Source organism: Neobacillus sp. PS3-12 (genome assembly GCF_030915385.1).
Lineage (GTDB): Bacteria > Bacillota > Bacilli > Bacillales > Cytobacillaceae > JAEVLT01.
The window spans coordinates 2,065,041-2,083,453 of the sequence record NZ_CP133268.1; the positions used below are offsets into that span (position 1 = coordinate 2,065,041).

Consider the following 18,413-nt stretch of genomic DNA (forward strand, 5'->3'; position numbering starts at 1 on the left):
TTCATCTTTTTTTTTAGTGTTATGATCTTCTTGTAAACACAATCTACCAAGAGACCTGCATTGGTCTCGTACGTTAGAAGGGAAGATTTAACATGAATTCACAAACAAGTAATCGCTGGCTGATTGTTCTGGGAACTATTATTGTTCAAATGGGTTTAGGAACTATTTATACATGGAGCTTATTTAACCAACCATTGGTTGATCACTTTGGCTGGCAATTAAACTCTGTCGCAATCACTTTTTCAATTACAAGCTTTGCTTTAGCCATTTCAACACTGTTTGCCGGCAAACTCCAGGATAGGTGGGGAATTCGCCGTTTAATCGCAACTGCTGGTATCGTCCTTGGAGCAGGATTAATCATCAGCTCACAAGTTTCAGCATTATGGATGCTTTACATCATGGCTGGTGTTGTAGTGGGCTTTGCTGATGGTACTGCTTACATTACATCATTATCAAATATCATTAAGTGGTTTCCCGAGAAAAAAGGGCTTATTTCTGGAATCTCTGTCGGTGCGTACGGAACAGGGAGTTTACTATTCAAATACATCAATGGATCGCTGATTCAACATGTTGGCGTTTCTCATACATTTTTATACTGGGGTATCATCGTAATGATTATGGTTGTGGGCGGTTCATTCTTAGTCCGCGAGGCTAAGGTAACAAATCAAGCCGTGACTGTTCAAGGAATACAGACAAAAGACTACACAGTCAAAGAAATGCTCAAAACAAAAGAGGTTTACTTATTGTTTGTCATGTTCTTTACTGCATGTATGAGCGGTTTATACCTAATCGGAATTGTAAAAGATATCGGTGTACGTTTAGCTGGATTGGATGTGGCATCAGCCGCCAATGCCGTAGCATTAGTAGCGATTTTCAATACTGTCGGCCGAATTATCCTTGGTGCATTATCCGATAAAGTTGGCCGTTTAAAAGTGGTAGCAGGGGCTTTGTTAGTTACGGCAGCAGCTGTATCAGTTTTAAGTTTTGTACAACTGAATTATGGATTGTTCTTCGCATGTGTTGCAGGAATTGCTTTCTGTTTCGGTGGAAATATCACCATCTTCCCTGCCATTGTGGCCGATTTCTTTGGCTTGAAAAACCAAAGTAAAAACTACGGAATTGTTTATCAAGGGTTTGGGATCGGTGCATTGTCCGGTTCATTTATTGCCGCAGCACTCGGCGGCTTCGCGCCAACCTTCACATTTATTGCAGTGTTGAGCATTATCTCAGTGGTTATTGCCCTGTTTATCAAGGCACCAGGCCAAGGAGCTGTTCAGAGAAAAGAAAAAGGATTCGAAAAAACTCGCGCCGCATGATTCCGGCAGCAAAGATCGGTTAAACAGTTCACTGTATCAGAATGATAATGTGCTAAAAAGGTATCTCTAAAAATAGAGGTACCTTTTATTTGCATAGACCTCATTTACTTATGGTACGGTTCACCGTAACGTATCTAAATGAGGCTTCTCCTATTCCTGATTCGTTCTATCGTCGTTATTTACAGGTTTCTCTTTCATCTTCCACATTTGCACTGCAGAGTATGCGGTGTACAGAATTACAATAATAATGCACCCATAAAAAATGAGACTATACAACGACCACATTTGACCTTTTTGTCTATCTTGAAGCATTGCTTGAACTAGCCATGCGAAACACGTAATAGAGGTCAAGGCATATAAGCGCGATTTTGCTTTATCGTTCATTCTTCTCCCTCTTCAAACCCCAAATTTCTTCATTACAGGGGAAATCAAGCCCCATTCGCTAATATATTAGCGTTTTTTTCGCTTGGACATAATGTCTACCGCAACTGCTAGGAGTAGCACAAGACCTTTAATGGTTTGAATTAATGCGGAATCCACACCCATAATTGACAGTCCCTGGTTAATAACCCCCATTACAACTGCACCAACAACAACACCTGGTACAGTTCCAATACCACCTGTAACAGCTGTGCCACCAACAAAGCAAGCCGCTATAGCATCGAGTTCAAAAGAATTACCAGTTGCAGCTGATGCGGAACTCAAACGCGAGAGCATCGCAATAGCTGCAACAGCTGAAAGAAGTCCCATGTGAATGAAGAGTGAAAAATCGACACGACGAGTGTTAATACCCGAAAGAAGCGCTGCTCGACGATTTCCACCAACTGCATAGATGCGACGCCCAAAAACCGTACGAGTCAAAATAAAGTTATAAGTAAAAACAAGAACTCCAACGATAACCAACATAATTGGGATACCGCCTTGAGTGGCATTCCCAGAAGATGCAAATTCAAATGTAAGAGCAGCGATTACTACTGTTGCAATAGCAATCTTGATGTAGGTTACAGTGATAGGCTCTGGAACCAGTCCCACCTTAGATACTTTGGTACGCTTACGAAGTTGAGTCCACGCAAAAGCGACAATAGCAAGGATTCCAACAACAATACTCAAACCATCAAATGGTCCCCACCACCCAAAAATATTGGGGAGATAGTTTGCAGCAATGGCATTAAATGATGTATTGTTGACTGGGATAGATGCATTAATCATCGTGGTTGCAAGACCTCGGAAGATTAGCATACCCGCTAAAGTGGTAATGAAACCTGGAATTCCAACAAAAGCAACCCAGAACCCTTGCCACACTCCCACGAGAAGGCCAATAAGCAAACCTACAATAATTGCTAAGAACCAATTAAGGTGTGCATCCTGCATAAGCAAAGCTACGCAACCACCGATAAATCCTACTAAGGAACCAACTGACAAATCAATATGGGTTGCAATGATGACCATAACCATACCAACTGCAAGGATGATGACGTAAGCATTCTGCTGAATTAATTGAACAATGGTATTCGGCTGGAGTAAAAGTCCTCCAGTCAAAATTTCAAATACGATAATAATGACGACGAGTGCACCAACAATTCCGTATTGGCGAGCATTTGAAGCAAAAGCTGCTAACACTGCCCCTTTTTTTATATTTTCATTTTTCTGATGTGTTAAATTTTCTTTTTTCTGATGTGATAAAGATTCTGAACTCATTATTCTCCTACCTTCCTTAAATGAGTCTTTTCTTGAGTCATACCCTTCATGAGGTACTCCTGAGTAAATTTTGTCTTCGGAACGTCGTCCGTGATGACGCCCTGACTGACCGTATAAATACGATCACAAATACCAATAAGCTCAGGAAGTTCAGATGAAATAACAATGACTGCCTTGCCTTCATCAGCAAGTTGATCAATGATTTCGTAAATTTCGTATTTAGCACCAACATCGATACCACGTGTAGGCTCATCAAGGATCAAAATATCTGGATTAGAAATAACCCATTTTGCTAAAACGACCTTTTGTTGATTTCCACCTGAAAGATTAGATACCTGTTCTTCAATGCTTGGTGTTTTGATATTGAAGTCCTTGCGATACTTTTCAACGGCAATACGCTCAATGCCATCATCCATGACACCATGCTTTGAGTGCTTGGTAAGGGATGCCAACAAAGCATTTTCACGAATATTCTGCAAGAGATTGAGACCATACCCCTTGCGATCTTCAGTTGCGTATGCAATGCCTGCTTCAATTGCCTTCTGGACTGTCGATGTGTCAGTCTCTTTGCCATGCACATAGACTTTTCCAGACACACCTGAACCATAAGTATGACCAAAGATGCTCATCGCCATCTCTGTGCGACCAGCTCCCATGAGTCCCGCAAGTCCAACAATCTCACCTGCACGCACATTAATATTTGCATGATCGACAATCACACGCTGCTGATCAAGTGGATGATGGACTGTCCAATTTTCCACACGAAAGATTTCGTCCCCCATATGGGAAACATGGTCGGGGTAAAGATTGGTAAGTTCGCGACCGACCATTTTATGAATAAGTTCATCCTGATCAAGTGGATGCTCTTTTGAATTCGTCAACCAACCAACCGTAGAACCATCGCGAATAATCGTCACATTGTTTGCAATGGCTGCAATTTCATTCAACTTGTGAGAAATAATAACCGAAGTAACGCCTTGGTTATCACGCAAATCACGAATGATTTGCAGTAAATGAGACGAATCTTCGTCATTCAAAGCTGCGGTGGGCTCATCGAGTAACAGAAGTTTAACTTCTTTCGATAAAGCTTTCGCAATTTCCACGAGCTGCTGCTTACCCACACCAATATCCATAATCTTAGTGTCAGGATTTTCTTGAAGACCAACTTGCTGCATCACCTTAATGGCATCGGCGCGAGTTGCTTCCCAATCAATCACGCCATTCTTTTGGCGCTCATTACCGAGATATATATTTTCAGCAATTGAAAGGAATGGGCTCAATGCCAACTCCTGCTGAATCACTACAATACCTAGTTCTTCAGAATCCTTGATTTTTTTAAAGTTGCATTCTTTACCATCATATAAAATAGTGCCCGAGTATGAACCACTCGGATACACTCCTGAGAGTACATTCATCAATGTCGACTTTCCAGCACCGTTCTCACCACAAATTGCATGGATTTCACCACGAGCAATCTCCAAATTCACATTTGTAAGAGCTTTAACAGGACCGAAAGTTTTAGTGATGTTTTGCATCTGTAATATCATTTGGGAATTTGACATATTACACACCTCGTTTGCGTTTGCTCCTCGCCTGATAATATCTCAAGATTTAAACAAACACCTACTATTAATCTTATAGCGACTTTGCTACTCCTGTTCGCAAAGTCGCTATAGAATCTTCCATTTACTACTTAATAATAGGAGCAGCGATATCTTTCTGATATTGAGCTTCGCTGATGAATCCAACCTCAACTTCATAGTGTAAACCTTTTTGTTCACCTGTTGGGTTCTTAACTAATTCATCTGACTTCAACAGCCAAGTTGGAACTTCTGTCTTACCATTGTTCATAGAAGCATCGGTTGATTTCGGCTTCTTGCCGTCAGCAATTTGAGTCAAGATTGACGTTGTCTGATCTGCGAGTAGGGCAACATTCTTGAAAACAGTCTGTCCCTGTGCACCGTACGTGATGTTGCTGATAGCGATATCCATACCATCTTGGCCGGTGATGACTGGCCACGCAGATTTGTTCTGTTGGTTTGAAGCAGAGAATGGAATAGATGGAGTCATATCAGGACGTGCATTCTTGATTGACTTCATAATACCAAGTGAGATTGCATCATATGGAGAAAGGACAGCGGCAAGTGGCTTATCTCCAAGCTTGGTCATAAATGCATCCATTTGCTTTTGTGCTTGGGTTTGATCCCATGCGTGAACAGAAATCTTCTTCCAATCTGCATCTGTAGTGTCTTTGGTTACAAGACCTGATGGATCAACCAATTGACCTGACTGGAAGTAAGGCTTTAACAAATCCCAAGCCCCCTTAAAGAAGTAAGGTGCATTGTTATCATCATCTGAACCAGCAAAAAGTGCAATGTTCAGTGGTGTAGTCTTACCGCCGTTACCCTTTAAATCAAGCTTATCTATAATGGTATTTGCCTCGAGGATTCCAGTGCGTTCAAGATTGAAAGTCACATAATAATTAACGGCTTTGGTATTCATAACTAAGCGATCATAAGCAATGACAACGTCACCCTGTGATTCTGCCTGCTCAACAGCCGGACCAACAGCAGTGCCATCAACGGATGCAACGACAATCGCTTTTGCACCAGCAGAAACCAGATTGTTGATATCATTTGACTGCTGTGATGGGCTGTTATTTGCATACTCGAGCTTAGTCTTGAATCCTGCTTTTTTGAGATCCTTAACCAAATTGGCACCATCAACGTTCCAACGCTGATCAGCTTTGGTAGGCATTGAGATACCAACCAAATCACCTTTTTTAAGCGAGGTACTTGTTGCTGCTGAAGAACCACGGTTAGTAGTACTGCTACAAGCTGCCAACACTGCAACACTAGTAATAGTTATAAGAGCCGTATTTGCTAACTTTTTATAATTCATTTTAAATTTCCCCTTTTTTATTTAAATTTTAATATTTGAGAAATAAAAATACGTTCTAAAATTGATATGTATCTTGAAAACGTTTTAAAAAGATAATAACACTTCAGAATACGCTCAAAGTGAATGTATTCTGTCAATCTATGTTACATGTTCCTTATGGTTTAAAATTACTTGATAAAGGCTACGAATCTACTAACTTGGCTTTTATTCGGGTTGATATTTATCCGTACATATTTAGGAGCTGAATTCGGTAATCTGAAGTTATAGTTGTCCTAATTTTCTCCATATTTTATATTCTCCTTTTTTTAAAAAATTAGTAGCGCTTACAATTAATGTAGTATTTATGTACGTACATGTCAATAAAAAAATAATTTTTTCTTTTTTAGATGTACGCATAAATATTATTATACAAGAATAATGAATCTATATTACTCGCTTTAAATTTAGATTATGTAGCAAATTTTACAGAGGAATTGAACCCGAATCCACACTAGATTACTACCAAACCATCATTTCGAAGTTTCTGGAAAGGATCGGCAGTAAAGAGATCCTACCAGAGCTTATGATTAACAGTATGAAATTCCCCCAAGGAGCATTTTATAATTTAAACAGAAAAACAGAAATTTTTTTATAAATCTGCAGGTAAATTAAAAATATTACTAGAATATATTAAACCTATTGATGCACAATCATGGTTTTAAAAAAACTCGAGGGGGAATGGTGTGAAACAATTGGATAAGAGTGATAACGTTTATAAGTTTCTAATGCCCTTATTTTTTTCCAGGAGTCGTCTTCTGTTTAAGCTTTTACTTCTGCATATTAGGCGTGAACCTTTTTATGTATTCCCTTCCCATCTATGCATTTTTACTGCTCATTTCCTTGTTTCTATTTTATCAAACGGATAAAAATTTGAATGATTTGATAAAAAATGGAATAACGACCTTTTCTCAATATAGCTTTTATCATCTCTGCATTGGCATTTATATTGCATTATCATTCGTATTATTCGGGGTTTCCGCTGCATATGTACCTTTTTATTCTAACGGAGGATCTATCTTTGTTTGGTACTGCGCCCCAATGTCCTTACTTTGCTTCATTAGTTTTATACAATCCAAAAAACGAATAGACGTTCTAAATAAGAAATATCAAAATAATAATCAGAAAAAAAACGAACAATTTGCACGATAATTTCAATAGTTCAATGCTTCCATTTAAAGATATTGAATGAAACAAGCCCTATCTGAGACAGAATCGGATAGGGCTTGTTCTATTTTTTCACCATACATTTTATAAACAGTTTAGATGAATTAAAGATAAATTAAGCATATTTAGGGAATTTGGTCCGAATTCCTCTTACTTCTCTTTTTGGTTTCTGTATAATGTGTGAATGTAGCTGATCAGTTAGTTGGATTTGTGGATGAAAAGATTGAGATAACGAAACTGAAAAAATCCTTCGGTGACATATGTGGTTGATGAAGGAAGACTTCAGTCTTGTATTTTAGTATTTGAAAAAACGTTAAAAAGTATAGGGGAGAAACATGGAAGGTAAAACACATATTGTTGGGGGCTTAGCAGCTGGCGCCCTATATTTAAACTTTGGAGGAGCCGTTGGCCATGAAGCTCTTTTCTTTGGTAGTTTAGTACTTGGCGCTTTAATACCGGATATCGACCATACCGGTTCATCGATTGGCCGAAAGGTACCGTTGATTGATAATATAATCAGCTCGGTATTCGGTCATCGTTCCTTTACTCATAGTCTATTGTTTTTATTGTTAGCATTCTTCTTATTTCAGCAGACATCCTGGCCTAAAGATATTGAATTGGGTATCTTACTGGGGATGTTCAGTCACATGGTCCTGGATATGCTCACAAAAAAGGGAATTAAGTTATTATGGCCATTAAAAATTAATATAGGTATACCTGGAGGAATTCGAACCGGCGGTGCGATTGAACAAGGTTTTTTCACCGTTTTAGTCGTATATCTTTTTTATGCAGGTTACCATATTTATTTTTAAATCAAGGCACTGATTAACATATTATGCAGGGATAGCGTCAGGAAATGCAGTTTACAACGTTAAGACAATTTCAATATAAAAAGCCTAATTTCTCAATTTAATGCTGAAAAATTAGGCTTTTTTCAAAGTAACTATTAGTGAGGAAACGAAAGAACTGGCCCTTTAATCTTTTCAGACTTTTAACAGAAGTTTATCCATTTCACGTACTTGATCATATGCTTTTAATAGATATTCAGGGACCAGTGATCTGCCTAGTTCCCAAGCATTCTCTTCGATTTCTGCTAACAACTGCTCCTTTTCTTCTTTTTTACCATAAATAAGAGTCTTCATAACTCGTGTATTTTTCCTAAATTCTAAATAATAACCGAGCACATGATAAAGAATAATTTTAACAAAGTTTTCATCTGTTTCTCTAATTTTAAAGTTAATTTTTGCGTTATATCCGTTAATTTGTATATAGTTAAACTTTATCGTATTTGTCGATACGTTATAAATCATCGGTGCTTTGAGTTTATCGCTGAATTCAACATTTATATTTAGTTTAAGCCCTTGTAATGTATTTTTAATTATCATCTCAATATCCCAAATATAAAGCATTTTTCTCTATCCTTCCTAAAAAACACTTTCATCAATCGCAAGAAAACCTTTACTTGTTTCAATTTATTTTTCCTCACGCAAAAGTAGTTTAATATATAAAACATTTTATCTTTTTTTGTAATTTCTTAAGGGAGTATTTACGTAAGTTGCTGCAAATCCACACAATATGTAATTCTGATTTTAATTTTCCATATGTAATCCTCCTGATGAATTACTACATAAACCAAGAAATTATAAAATTGTCACGTTGAAGTATTTTAACATTACAATACGCTGCATAATGTAACAAGAGCCATTTATCTTAATATAATATTGAGCTAAAGGTTACGTAAGCGTAAAATAATCCCCACCTGGTTGACAGGTGGGGATCGCGTTATTATTTAGGTAAGTTTTTAAAATCTATACAAACGGTTGGGAGTGTTTTTGACCAAGGAAGTACTTTATCTAGGTCATTTTTATCTGTCAGATCAATGTTGGGTAACTTCTCAAACAGATAACGAAGATAATAATATGGATTTAAACCATTTTCCTTAGCTGTCTCCACGATACTATAGATGATTGCACTGGCCTTTGCACCTCGTGGTGTATTTGAGAATAGCCAGTTTTTCCTTCCAATCACAAAGGGCTTGATTGAGCGTTCACTGCGATTATTGTCAATCTCTAAACGCCCATCCTCGAGAAATACCACTAATTTATCCCATTGATTGAGACAGTAGGTTATTGCCTGACCTAAAGCACTTTTTGGTAACACTTTTTGCTCCTGTATTTTTAGCCATGCCAAAAAAGCATTCAAGACTGGCTTGCTGCGTTCTATACGTTGTTCATAACGTTCTTTAGGAGATACCTCTTTTAGGTTGCGCTCAATGCGAAATAGTTGGTTACAGTAATGGAGACCTTCGTTTGCTGCTGCCCCAGATGTCATTCGCTTCGAAGAAGGCAATACTTTTAATGCCTCATCGAACTTACGACGTGCATGTGCCCAACAACCGACAAGTTTTACATCAGGTACCTTATGGTACCCAGCGTATCCGTCTACCTGTAAATATCCTTTAAATCCTGATAGGAATTTCTCTGCGTTTTTGCCGGATCTAGTTTCCTGATAATCATAAAGGATGGTTGGCGGTCCTTCTTTTCCAGATCGGTAAAGCCAGAGATAAGATTTTGATGTGGCTGGTCGTTCAGGTTCATGAAGCACCTGTAAGGTTGTTTCATCCGCATGTAATACATCATTTTCCAAAAGAATTTGATGCATACGATCGTAAAGCAAAATCAGCCATTGGTTTGCTCCGTGAATCATCCAGTTGGCAAGGGTTTGGCGTGATAATATCACTCCAAGTCTGGTAAACTGCCGTTCTTGTCGATATAATGGCAACCCATCTACATATTTTTGGTTCATAATATGAGCCATTAAAGAAGGAGATGCTAAACTCCCAGACTGGACAGGTTTAGGCATTGGTGCTGTGACAATGGGCGTTTCAATTTCTTCACGCTCACAATGACGACAAGAGTAAATATACTGAACATGCTTAACCACTTTCAATTCCGCAGGAATGAATTTTAGTTCTTGGCGCATTTGCGTGCTCATCTCATGTAATTTTCCACCGCAACACGAACAAACTTGCTCACTAGAGGATAAACGATATTCAATCGTCTCTACAGGCAAGTTTTCTAACATCGTTTCACGATGTCCGCGTTTTTTACGGCGTCGTTGATAGGTGATAGATTCTAAAGTAGGTTCTGGCAATTCAGGATTTGCTTCTTTTTCAATTTCATTGAAAAGTTCCAATTGATCGGGGTTGGTTTTTTCACTGGAAAAGCTGAATCTTTTTTGCTGCAGAAGGCGAAACTGTTCTTCAAACCATTTTACTTTTGCCTCTAATTCGTTCTGCTTTTTTAGCTTCGCCTCTAATTCTGCATTATGCTTCTCCAGCATTTCCAAGCGTTGTAGAAGATCTTCAATTGTAGGGGTTGTGGTAGTTGAATTCGCTGACTTTTTCATAATTTTATTATACGACAAAACAGGCTAATTCTACGATTTTTCATTATTTAAATAACAGTTCTTGCTGTTACTACAGGGTGTGCTTGTTTTTGATCTAATGATAATCCATCAAGAAGCCATCGTAGTTGTCGTGGGCTAATTTTCAAAGGAACTGTACTACTGTCGGATGGCCAATGAAATTTTCCTCGTTCCAGTCGGCGATAATATAGCCAAAAACCATTGTGTTCCCAATGAAGGATTTTCAATTTATCTCTCCCACGATTACAAAATACAAATAGACTTGAAGAAAAGGGATCTAAATCAAATTCTTCCTTAACAAGAACAGCCAATCCATCAATAGATTTCCGTAAATCTGTACTACCTCGTGCGAGGTAGACTCGATCTACAGTTGCTTCATTTAACATAAAGATTTCAGCTTCATTACTACATCAAGAAAAAGCATCGGGTCATAACCTGGCTTCACTTCAATTGTAACTCCCGCCACCTTTACAGATAAGGAGTTCCCAGTTCCTGTTTGATCATCAATATCATCAATTGATAGCCAGTTTGAATTTGATGATACCCTAGCTTTATTTAATTCAGATGGGTTAAATTTTCTTAACCAGTACCTAAACTGGTGGATATTTAGTTCGTGATCTGCACACCACTTAGTTTGGGTTTGACCACTAGCTTTAAAATCAGTAATTCGAAGCTCCCATTCCTTACGTAAATTTAACTTATCCAATTAAAAACCTCCCCAAATTATTATTTGAGGAGATTATCTCATAGAGGTTCTTCTGTTAATAGGTGGGAGCTATTTGACGCTTACAAGGTTACAGTTTCCTCATAAAAAAAAGTTGATAGAATAGCCCTTTTAAATTGCACACGTTTGTATAGAAAGTGAAAGGAAAAGTTTTTATTATTAATTGGAAAGTTTTATTCAAATTAGATATTTTTTTATGTAAATGGATTGAAGGTATCTATGAAAGATTGTTTGGATTGGTATGCTTCTGAGGGCAATATGGTAGTAGCACTTTTTTATCATTTTATGCGCCTTAGAGGGTTCGAACCCGTGTTACCGCCGTGAAAGGGCGGTGTCTTAACCGCTCGACCAAGAGGCCATATATAATTAGGCAAAAAAAATAGCCCTTATATGGGCTTAGCCTGGCAACGTCCTACTCTCACAGGGACTTTCGTCCCAACTACCATCGGCGCTGAGAAGCTTAACTTCCGTGTTCGGTATGGGAACGGGTGTGACCTTCTCGCTATCATTACCAGACTTATTTGAGGTTCATTCCCTCAAAACTAGATAATCAAAAAGAAGTGTAAAGAACGAATAATCATTAATATTGGTTAAGTCCTCGATCGATTAGTATCAGTCAGCTCCACACGTCACCGCGCTTCCACCTCTGACCTATCAACCTGATCATCTTTCAGGGATCTTACTAGCTTGACGCTATGGGAAATCTCATCTCGAGGGGGGCTTCATGCTTAGATGCTTTCAGCACTTATCCCGTCCGCACATAGCTACCCAGCGATGCCTTTGGCAAGACAACTGGTACACCAGCGGTGCGTCCATCCCGGTCCTCTCGTACTAAGGACAGCTCCTCTCAAATTTCCTGCGCCCACGACGGATAGGGACCGAACTGTCTCACGACGTTCTGAACCCAGCTCGCGTACCGCTTTAATGGGCGAACAGCCCAACCCTTGGGACCGACTACAGCCCCAGGATGCGATGAGCCGACATCGAGGTGCCAAACCTCCCCGTCGATGTGGACTCTTGGGGGAGATAAGCCTGTTATCCCCAGGGTAGCTTTTATCCGTTGAGCGATGGCCCTTCCATGCGGAACCACCGGATCACTAAGCCCGACTTTCGTCCCTGCTCGACTTGTAGGTCTCGCAGTCAAGCTCCCTTGTGCCTTTACACTCTGCGAATGATTTCCAACCATTCTGAGGGAACCTTTGGGCGCCTCCGTTACTCTTTAGGAGGCGACCGCCCCAGTCAAACTGCCCACCTGACACTGTCTCCCACCCCGATAAGGGGTGCGGGTTAGAATTTCAATACAGCCAGGGTAGTATCCCACCAATGCCTCCACCGAAGCTGGCGCTCCGGCTTCAAAGGCTCCTACCTATCCTGTACAAGCTGTACCAAAATTCAATATCAGGCTACAGTAAAGCTCCATGGGGTCTTTCCGTCCTGTCGCGGGTAACCTGCATCTTCACAGGTACTATAATTTCACCGAGTCTCTCGTTGAGACAGTGTCCAGATCGTTACGCCTTTCGTGCGGGTCGGAACTTACCCGACAAGGAATTTCGCTACCTTAGGACCGTTATAGTTACGGCCGCCGTTTACTGGGGCTTCGATTCAGAGCTTTGCTTGCGCTAACCCCTCCTCTTAACCTTCCAGCACCGGGCAGGCGTCAGCCCCTATACTTCGCCTTGCGGCTTCGCAGAGACCTGTGTTTTTGCTAAACAGTCGCCTGGACCTATTCACTGCGGCTCTTCAGGGCGATTAACCCCAAAGAGCACCCCTTCTCCCGAAGTTACGGGGTCATTTTGCCGAGTTCCTTAACGAGAGTTCTCTCGCTCACCTTAGGATTCTCTCCTCGCCTACCTGTGTCGGTTTGCGGTACGGGCACCTTTTATCTCGCTAGAGGCTTTTCTTGGCAGTGTGGAATCAGGAACTTCGGTACTATATTTCCCTCGGCATCACAGCTCAGCCTTCACGGTGAACGGATTTTCCTATTCACCAGCCTAACTGCTTACACGCACATATCCAGCAGTGCGCTTACCCTATCCTCCTGCGTCCCCCCGTTGCTCAAACGATAAAGAGGTGGTACAGGAATATCAACCTGTTATCCATCGCCTACGCCTTTCGGCCTCGGCTTAGGTCCCGACTAACCCTGAGCGGACGAGCCTTCCTCAGGAAACCTTAGGCATTCGGTGGATGAGATTCTCACTCATCTTTCGCTACTCATACCGGCATTCTCACTTCTAAGCGCTCCACCAGTCCTTACGGTCTAGCTTCAACGCCCTTAGAACGCTCTCCTACCGCGGACACCTAATGGTGTCCACCCACAGCTTCGGTGATACGTTTAGCCCCGGTACATTTTCGGCGCAGAGTCACTCGACCAGTGAGCTATTACGCACTCTTTAAATGGTGGCTGCTTCTGAGCCAACATCCTGGTTGTCTAAGCAACTCCACATCCTTTTCCACTTAACGTATACTTTGGGACCTTAGCTGGTGGTCTGGGCTGTTTCCCTTTTGACTACGGATCTTATCACTCGCAGTCTGACTCCCACGGATAAGTCTTTGGCATTCGGAGTTTGTCTGAATTCGGTAACCCGATGAGGGCCCCTAGTCCAAACAGTGCTCTACCTCCAAGACTCTTACAACGTGAGGCTAGCCCTAAAGCTATTTCGGAGAGAACCAGCTATCTCCAAGTTCGATTGGAATTTCTCCGCTACCCACACCTCATCCGCGCACTTTTCAACGTGCGTCGGTTCGGGCCTCCAGTAGGTGTTACCCTACCTTCACCCTGGACATGGGTAGATCACCTGGTTTCGGGTCTACGACCACATACTAAAATCGCCCTATTCAGACTCGCTTTCGCTGCGGCTCCGTTTCATCAACTTAACCTTGCATGGGATCGTAACTCGCCGGTTCATTCTACAAAAGGCACGCCATTACCCATAAAAGGGCTTTGACTACTTGTAGGCACACGGTTTCAGGAACTGTTTCACTCCCCTTCCGGGTGCTTTTCACCTTTCCCTCACGGTACTGGTTCACTATCGGTCACTAGGGAGTATTTAGCCTTGGGAGATGGTCCTCCCAGCTTCCGACCGGATTTCACGTGTCCGGCCGTACTCAGGATCCACTCAGGAGGGAACGAAGTTTCAACTACAGGGTTTTTACCTTCTATGACGGACCTTTCCAGATCGCTTCATTTACCCCGTTCCTTTGTAACTCCATGTAGAGTGTCCTACAACCCCGAAAGGCAAGCCTTTCGGTTTGGGCTGTTCCCATTTCGCTCGCCGCTACTTAGGGAATCGCAATTGCTTTCTCTTCCTCCGGGTACTTAGATGTTTCAGTTCCCCGGGTCTGCCTTCATTATCCTATGTATTCAGATAAAGATACTGCTCCATTACGAGCAGTGGGTTCCCCCATTTGGAAATCTCCGGATCAAAGCTTACTTACAGCTCCCCGAAGCATATCGGTGTTAGTACCGTCCTTCATCGGCTCCTAGTGCCAAGGCATCCACCGTGCGCCCTTTCTAACTTAACCTAAAAGGTTTTTTCTTCTTAATTAAATAAGAGAGAAAACTAAAATGGCGATTACTCGGTTCTTTCTTGACTTCTTCTTATACGATTATCTAGTTTTCAAGGAACAAAAATAAACTTTGAGAGAATTATTCCCTCAAAACTAAACAAACAAAATCCGTCAAACAATCTGTGATGTCCGTTAGGACATTTTCCTTAGAAAGGAGGTGATCCAGCCGCACCTTCCGATACGGCTACCTTGTTACGACTTCACCCCAATCATCTGTCCCACCTTAGGCGGCTGGCTCCTTACGGTTACCCCACCGACTTCGGGTGTTACAAACTCTCGTGGTGTGACGGGCGGTGTGTACAAGGCCCGGGAACGTATTCACCGCGGCATGCTGATCCGCGATTACTAGCGATTCCGGCTTCATGTAGGCGAGTTGCAGCCTACAATCCGAACTGAGAATGGTTTTATGGGATTGGCTCCACCTCGCGGCTTCGCTGCCCTTTGTACCATCCATTGTAGCACGTGTGTAGCCCAGGTCATAAGGGGCATGATGATTTGACGTCATCCCCACCTTCCTCCGGTTTGTCACCGGCAGTCACCTTAGAGTGCCCAACTAAATGCTGGCAACTAAGATCAAGGGTTGCGCTCGTTGCGGGACTTAACCCAACATCTCACGACACGAGCTGACGACAACCATGCACCACCTGTCACTCTGTCCCCCGAAGGGGAACGTCCTATCTCTAGGAGTGTCAGAGGATGTCAAGACCTGGTAAGGTTCTTCGCGTTGCTTCGAATTAAACCACATGCTCCACCGCTTGTGCGGGCCCCCGTCAATTCCTTTGAGTTTCAGCCTTGCGGCCGTACTCCCCAGGCGGAGTGCTTAATGCGTTAGCTGCAGCACTAAAGGGCGGAAACCCTCTAACACTTAGCACTCATCGTTTACGGCGTGGACTACCAGGGTATCTAATCCTGTTTGCTCCCCACGCTTTCGCGCCTCAGCGTCAGTTACAGACCAGAAAGCCGCCTTCGCCACTGGTGTTCCTCCACATCTCTACGCATTTCACCGCTACACGTGGAATTCCGCTTTCCTCTTCTGCACTCAAGTCCCCCAGTTTCCAATGACCCTCCACGGTTGAGCCGTGGGCTTTCACATCAGACTTAAAGGACCGCCTGCGCGCGCTTTACGCCCAATAATTCCGGACAACGCTTGCCACCTACGTATTACCGCGGCTGCTGGCACGTAGTTAGCCGTGGCTTTCTGGTTAGGTACCGTCAAGGTACCGGCAGTTACTCCGATACTTGTTCTTCCCTAACAACAGAGTTTTACGACCCGAAGGCCTTCATCACTCACGCGGCGTTGCTCCGTCAGACTTTCGTCCATTGCGGAAGATTCCCTACTGCTGCCTCCCGTAGGAGTCTGGGCCGTGTCTCAGTCCCAGTGTGGCCGATCACCCTCTCAGGTCGGCTACGCATCGTCGCCTTGGTGAGCCGTTACCTCACCAACTAGCTAATGCGCCGCGGGCCCATCTGTAAGTGTCAGCCGAAACCGACTTTCAGCTTCACCTCATGAGAGGTAAAGAATTATCCGGTATTAGCACCGGTTTCCCGATGTTATCCCAGTCTTACAGGCAGGTTGCCCACGTGTTACTCACCCGTCCGCCGCTAACCATCAGGAGCAAGCTCCTAATGATTCGCTCGACTTGCATGTATTAGGCACGCCGCCAGCGTTCGTCCTGAGCCAGGATCAAACTCTCCATTAAAGAGTATGAGTTAGCTCATAAATGTTACGTTGGCTAGTGAATACTAGATTCACTATATTTTTATTGTTGACGTTTTTGTTTGTTTAGTTTTCAAAGAACAATCATTTGTCTTAGCGACATTTATTATCCTATCACACTAATTCGTCCTTGTCAACTTCTACGAAAAATATTTGTTTTAAATAATTTCCATTGGAAGTTGTTCACGAGTCAGCTTTAATACTATAACACTATCAATCATATACATGCAATAGTTTTCTTAAATAAATCGTCTTTTATACTGTTTTTCAATGAATAAAACTAAACTAATGCCGGAAATTTCAACATTTTTAAGCCATTTCCCTTTTTTAATAATAGAGAAGGGAATCTGGTGAGGGTCCCTTCTCTGGATCAATTGATAAAACTCGTAGTGCCAGGAACCTCTTTAACAGGCACTCGTAGCAACTTTAAACTCCGCATCTGTCTTTTCCATTATTTCTTCAACAGACACTCCTTCCTGTGCTTCAATAAGGACCATACCTTCAGGTGTAAAATCAAAAACAGCCAGATCTGTTATTAACCGGTCCACAACCCGCTGTCCAGTGAGCGGCAACGTACAGTTCTTCTTAATTTTCGATTCTCCGTGCTTATTCACATGTTCCATGATAACGACTACTCTTTTGGCTCCATTTACCAAATCCATGGCGCCACCCATGCCTTTTACCATTTTCCCAGGGATCATCCAATTTGCCAGATCACCTTGTTCCGAAACTTCCATTCCCCCGAGAATAGCGAGATCAATATGGCCGTCCCGAATCATAGCAAACGATTCAGCGCTATCAAAAAAAGAAGATCCCGCAACGGTTGTTACCGTTTCTTTGCCCGCATTGATTAAATCCGGATCCTCTTCACCATCTACAGGATAAGGGCCAATGCCTAATAAGCCATTTTCTGACTGAAGCAAGACATTAAAATCTGCAGGGATCTCATTTGCTACAAGTGTAGGCATCCCAATCCCCAGATTGACGTTCATTCCATCTTCGATTTCCTTAACGGCTCTTTTTACAATTGCAAGACGTTTATCTATCATATTGGTAATCTCCCTTCTTTAAAGAATTAAGCCTGGACAACGGTCCGACGCTCAATTCTTTTTTGATAACCTGTTCCAAGCAGCAAACGCTGCACGTAAACACCAGGTGTATGGATTTGATCAGGATCAAGTTCACCAGGTTCAACAATTTCTTCTACTTCCGCAATCGTGATCTTTCCAGCCATCGCTGCTAATGGGTTAAAATTACGGGCCGTCTTTCGGAAAACAAGATTTCCAAGTGTATCTGCTTTCCATGCCTTAACAAGCGCAAAGTCACCCATAATCCCTTCCTCAAGTAAGTAGTTCTTACCATTAAACTCTTTTGTTTCCTTGCCCTCAGCGATTGGCGTACCGACACCTGTTGCTGTATAAAACCCCGGGATGCCTGCACCGCCTGCCCGAATTCGCTCCGCAAGCGTACCTTGCGGCGTTAACTCAACTTCTAATTCGCCACTTAAAAACTGTTGTTCGAAAATTTTATTTTCACCCACATACGAAGATACCATTTTCTTAATCTGACGATTCGCAAGTAGCAGGCCTAGCCCCCAGTCATCCACACCACAATTGTTACTGACAATCGTTAAATCTTTTGACCCTTTTTCTTTCAGCGCCTGGATGAGAAACTCTGGAATTCCAGAAAGTCCAAATCCCCCAACAATGATCGTTGAGCCGTCTTTAATATCGGAAACAGCTTCTGAGAATGAAGTTATCACTTTGCTGCCTTTCATGTAACACTCCTCCTTCATATTCATAAGGTCCAAGACCTTATCAGATTTATTTAATACTAGTATTCTATTTCTTAAAAAACTGAC

11 protein-coding genes, 1 tRNA gene and 3 rRNA genes are annotated in these 18,413 nt (G+C 42.0%); 2 read left to right on the top strand and 13 right to left on the bottom strand.

What is annotated here, in order from left to right; translation table 11 throughout:
- The first annotated feature begins 92 nt into the window (after positions 1–92).
- Entirely contained in the window at positions 93–1,316 is a 1,224-nt protein-coding gene (locus RCG17_RS10525; RefSeq protein ID WP_308175124.1) for an L-lactate MFS transporter, read from the top strand.
- Positions 1,317–1,766: 450 nt separating this feature from the next.
- On the opposite strand, the gene mmsB is transcribed toward RCG17_RS10525, so the two are convergent.
- From mmsB to RCG17_RS10540, 3 genes are all read right to left on the bottom strand, one after another.
- The gene (mmsB, locus tag RCG17_RS10530) at positions 1,767–3,014 is read right to left on the bottom strand and encodes a multiple monosaccharide ABC transporter permease (protein WP_308175125.1); all 1,248 of its coding nucleotides are present in this window, start codon (positions 3,012–3,014) and stop codon (positions 1,767–1,769) included.
- On the bottom strand, positions 3,014–4,576 hold the full coding sequence (locus RCG17_RS10535) for an ATP-binding cassette domain-containing protein (protein ID WP_308175126.1): 1,563 nt from the start codon (positions 4,574–4,576) through the stop codon (positions 3,014–3,016). Before RCG17_RS10535 ends, mmsB begins: the two co-directional genes overlap by 1 nt.
- Before the next feature lie 127 nt (positions 4,577–4,703).
- Positions 4,704–5,915: a substrate-binding domain-containing protein gene (locus RCG17_RS10540; protein WP_308175127.1), complete on the bottom strand. Its 1,212-nt coding sequence runs from the start codon at positions 5,913–5,915 to the stop codon at positions 4,704–4,706.
- A gap of 1,538 nt (positions 5,916–7,453) precedes the next feature.
- On the opposite strand from RCG17_RS10540, the gene RCG17_RS10545 reads away from it, so the two are divergent.
- Complete coding sequence (locus tag RCG17_RS10545; protein WP_308175128.1) at positions 7,454–7,930, top strand: metal-dependent hydrolase; 477 nt, start codon at positions 7,454–7,456, stop codon at positions 7,928–7,930.
- Between the two features lie 171 nt (positions 7,931–8,101).
- Here the strand turns inward: RCG17_RS10545 and RCG17_RS10550 are convergent, their stop codons facing one another.
- The 10 genes from RCG17_RS10550 to RCG17_RS10595 all read right to left on the bottom strand — a co-directional run bounded on the left by RCG17_RS10550 (position 8,102) and on the right by RCG17_RS10595 (position 18,329).
- The gene (locus tag RCG17_RS10550) at positions 8,102–8,527 is read right to left on the bottom strand and encodes a hypothetical protein (protein WP_308175129.1); all 426 of its coding nucleotides are present in this window, start codon (positions 8,525–8,527) and stop codon (positions 8,102–8,104) included.
- Between the two features lie 376 nt (positions 8,528–8,903).
- On the bottom strand, positions 8,904–10,460 hold the full coding sequence (locus RCG17_RS10555; protein WP_308175808.1) for an IS66 family transposase: 1,557 nt from the start codon (positions 10,458–10,460) through the stop codon (positions 8,904–8,906).
- A 113-nt stretch (positions 10,461–10,573) separates the two neighbouring features.
- On the bottom strand, positions 10,574–10,930 hold the full coding sequence (gene tnpB, locus RCG17_RS10560; protein ID WP_308171377.1) for an IS66 family insertion sequence element accessory protein TnpB: 357 nt from the start codon (positions 10,928–10,930) through the stop codon (positions 10,574–10,576).
- The gene (locus RCG17_RS10565; RefSeq protein WP_308171378.1) at positions 10,924–11,250 is read right to left on the bottom strand and encodes an IS66 family insertion sequence element accessory protein TnpA; all 327 of its coding nucleotides are present in this window, start codon (positions 11,248–11,250) and stop codon (positions 10,924–10,926) included. The genes tnpB and RCG17_RS10565 overlap by 7 nt, the downstream gene beginning before the upstream one ends.
- Before the next feature lie 304 nt (positions 11,251–11,554).
- Positions 11,555–11,625, bottom strand: a tRNA-Glu gene (locus tag RCG17_RS10570).
- A gap of 42 nt (positions 11,626–11,667) precedes the next feature.
- Positions 11,668–11,784 (bottom strand): 5S ribosomal RNA (gene rrf, locus RCG17_RS10575).
- Between the two features lie 70 nt (positions 11,785–11,854).
- Positions 11,855–14,790: ribosomal RNA gene (locus tag RCG17_RS10580) — 23S ribosomal RNA — on the bottom strand.
- A gap of 195 nt (positions 14,791–14,985) precedes the next feature.
- Positions 14,986–16,535, bottom strand: a 16S ribosomal RNA gene (locus RCG17_RS10585).
- The 16S, 23S and 5S rRNA genes sit together here with 1 tRNA gene alongside, the layout of an rRNA operon.
- 421 nt (positions 16,536–16,956) lie before the next feature.
- Positions 16,957–17,601: a 3-oxoacid CoA-transferase subunit B gene (locus RCG17_RS10590; protein ID WP_308175130.1), complete on the bottom strand. Its 645-nt coding sequence runs from the start codon at positions 17,599–17,601 to the stop codon at positions 16,957–16,959.
- A gap of 26 nt (positions 17,602–17,627) precedes the next feature.
- Positions 17,628–18,329, bottom strand: coding sequence for a CoA transferase subunit A (locus RCG17_RS10595; RefSeq protein WP_308175131.1), 702 nt, complete (start codon positions 18,327–18,329; stop codon positions 17,628–17,630).
- Positions 18,330–18,413 lie beyond the last annotated feature (84 nt).

Bases quoted from the DNA above. Each gene is read 5' to 3' on its own strand.
- RCG17_RS10525 (WP_308175124.1), top strand. From the start codon at position 93: ATGAATTCACAAACAAGTAATCGCTGGCTGATTGTTCTGGGAACTATT.
- mmsB (WP_308175125.1), bottom strand. From the start codon at position 3,014: ATGAGTTCAGAATCTTTATCACATCAGAAAAAAGAAAATTTAACACAT.
- RCG17_RS10535 (WP_308175126.1), bottom strand. From the start codon at position 4,576: ATGTCAAATTCCCAAATGATATTACAGATGCAAAACATCACTAAAACT.
- RCG17_RS10540 (WP_308175127.1), bottom strand. From the start codon at position 5,915: ATGAATTATAAAAAGTTAGCAAATACGGCTCTTATAACTATTACTAGT.
- RCG17_RS10545 (WP_308175128.1), top strand. From the start codon at position 7,454: ATGGAAGGTAAAACACATATTGTTGGGGGCTTAGCAGCTGGCGCCCTA.
- RCG17_RS10550 (WP_308175129.1), bottom strand. From the start codon at position 8,527: ATGCTTTATATTTGGGATATTGAGATGATAATTAAAAATACATTACAA.
- RCG17_RS10555 (WP_308175808.1), bottom strand. From the start codon at position 10,460: ATGCTGGAGAAGCATAATGCAGAATTAGAGGCGAAGCTAAAAAAGCAG.
- tnpB (WP_308171377.1), bottom strand. From the start codon at position 10,930: ATGTTAAATGAAGCAACTGTAGATCGAGTCTACCTCGCACGAGGTAGT.
- RCG17_RS10590 (WP_308175130.1), bottom strand. From the start codon at position 17,601: ATGATAGATAAACGTCTTGCAATTGTAAAAAGAGCCGTTAAGGAAATC.
- RCG17_RS10595 (WP_308175131.1), bottom strand. From the start codon at position 18,329: ATGAAAGGCAGCAAAGTGATAACTTCATTCTCAGAAGCTGTTTCCGAT.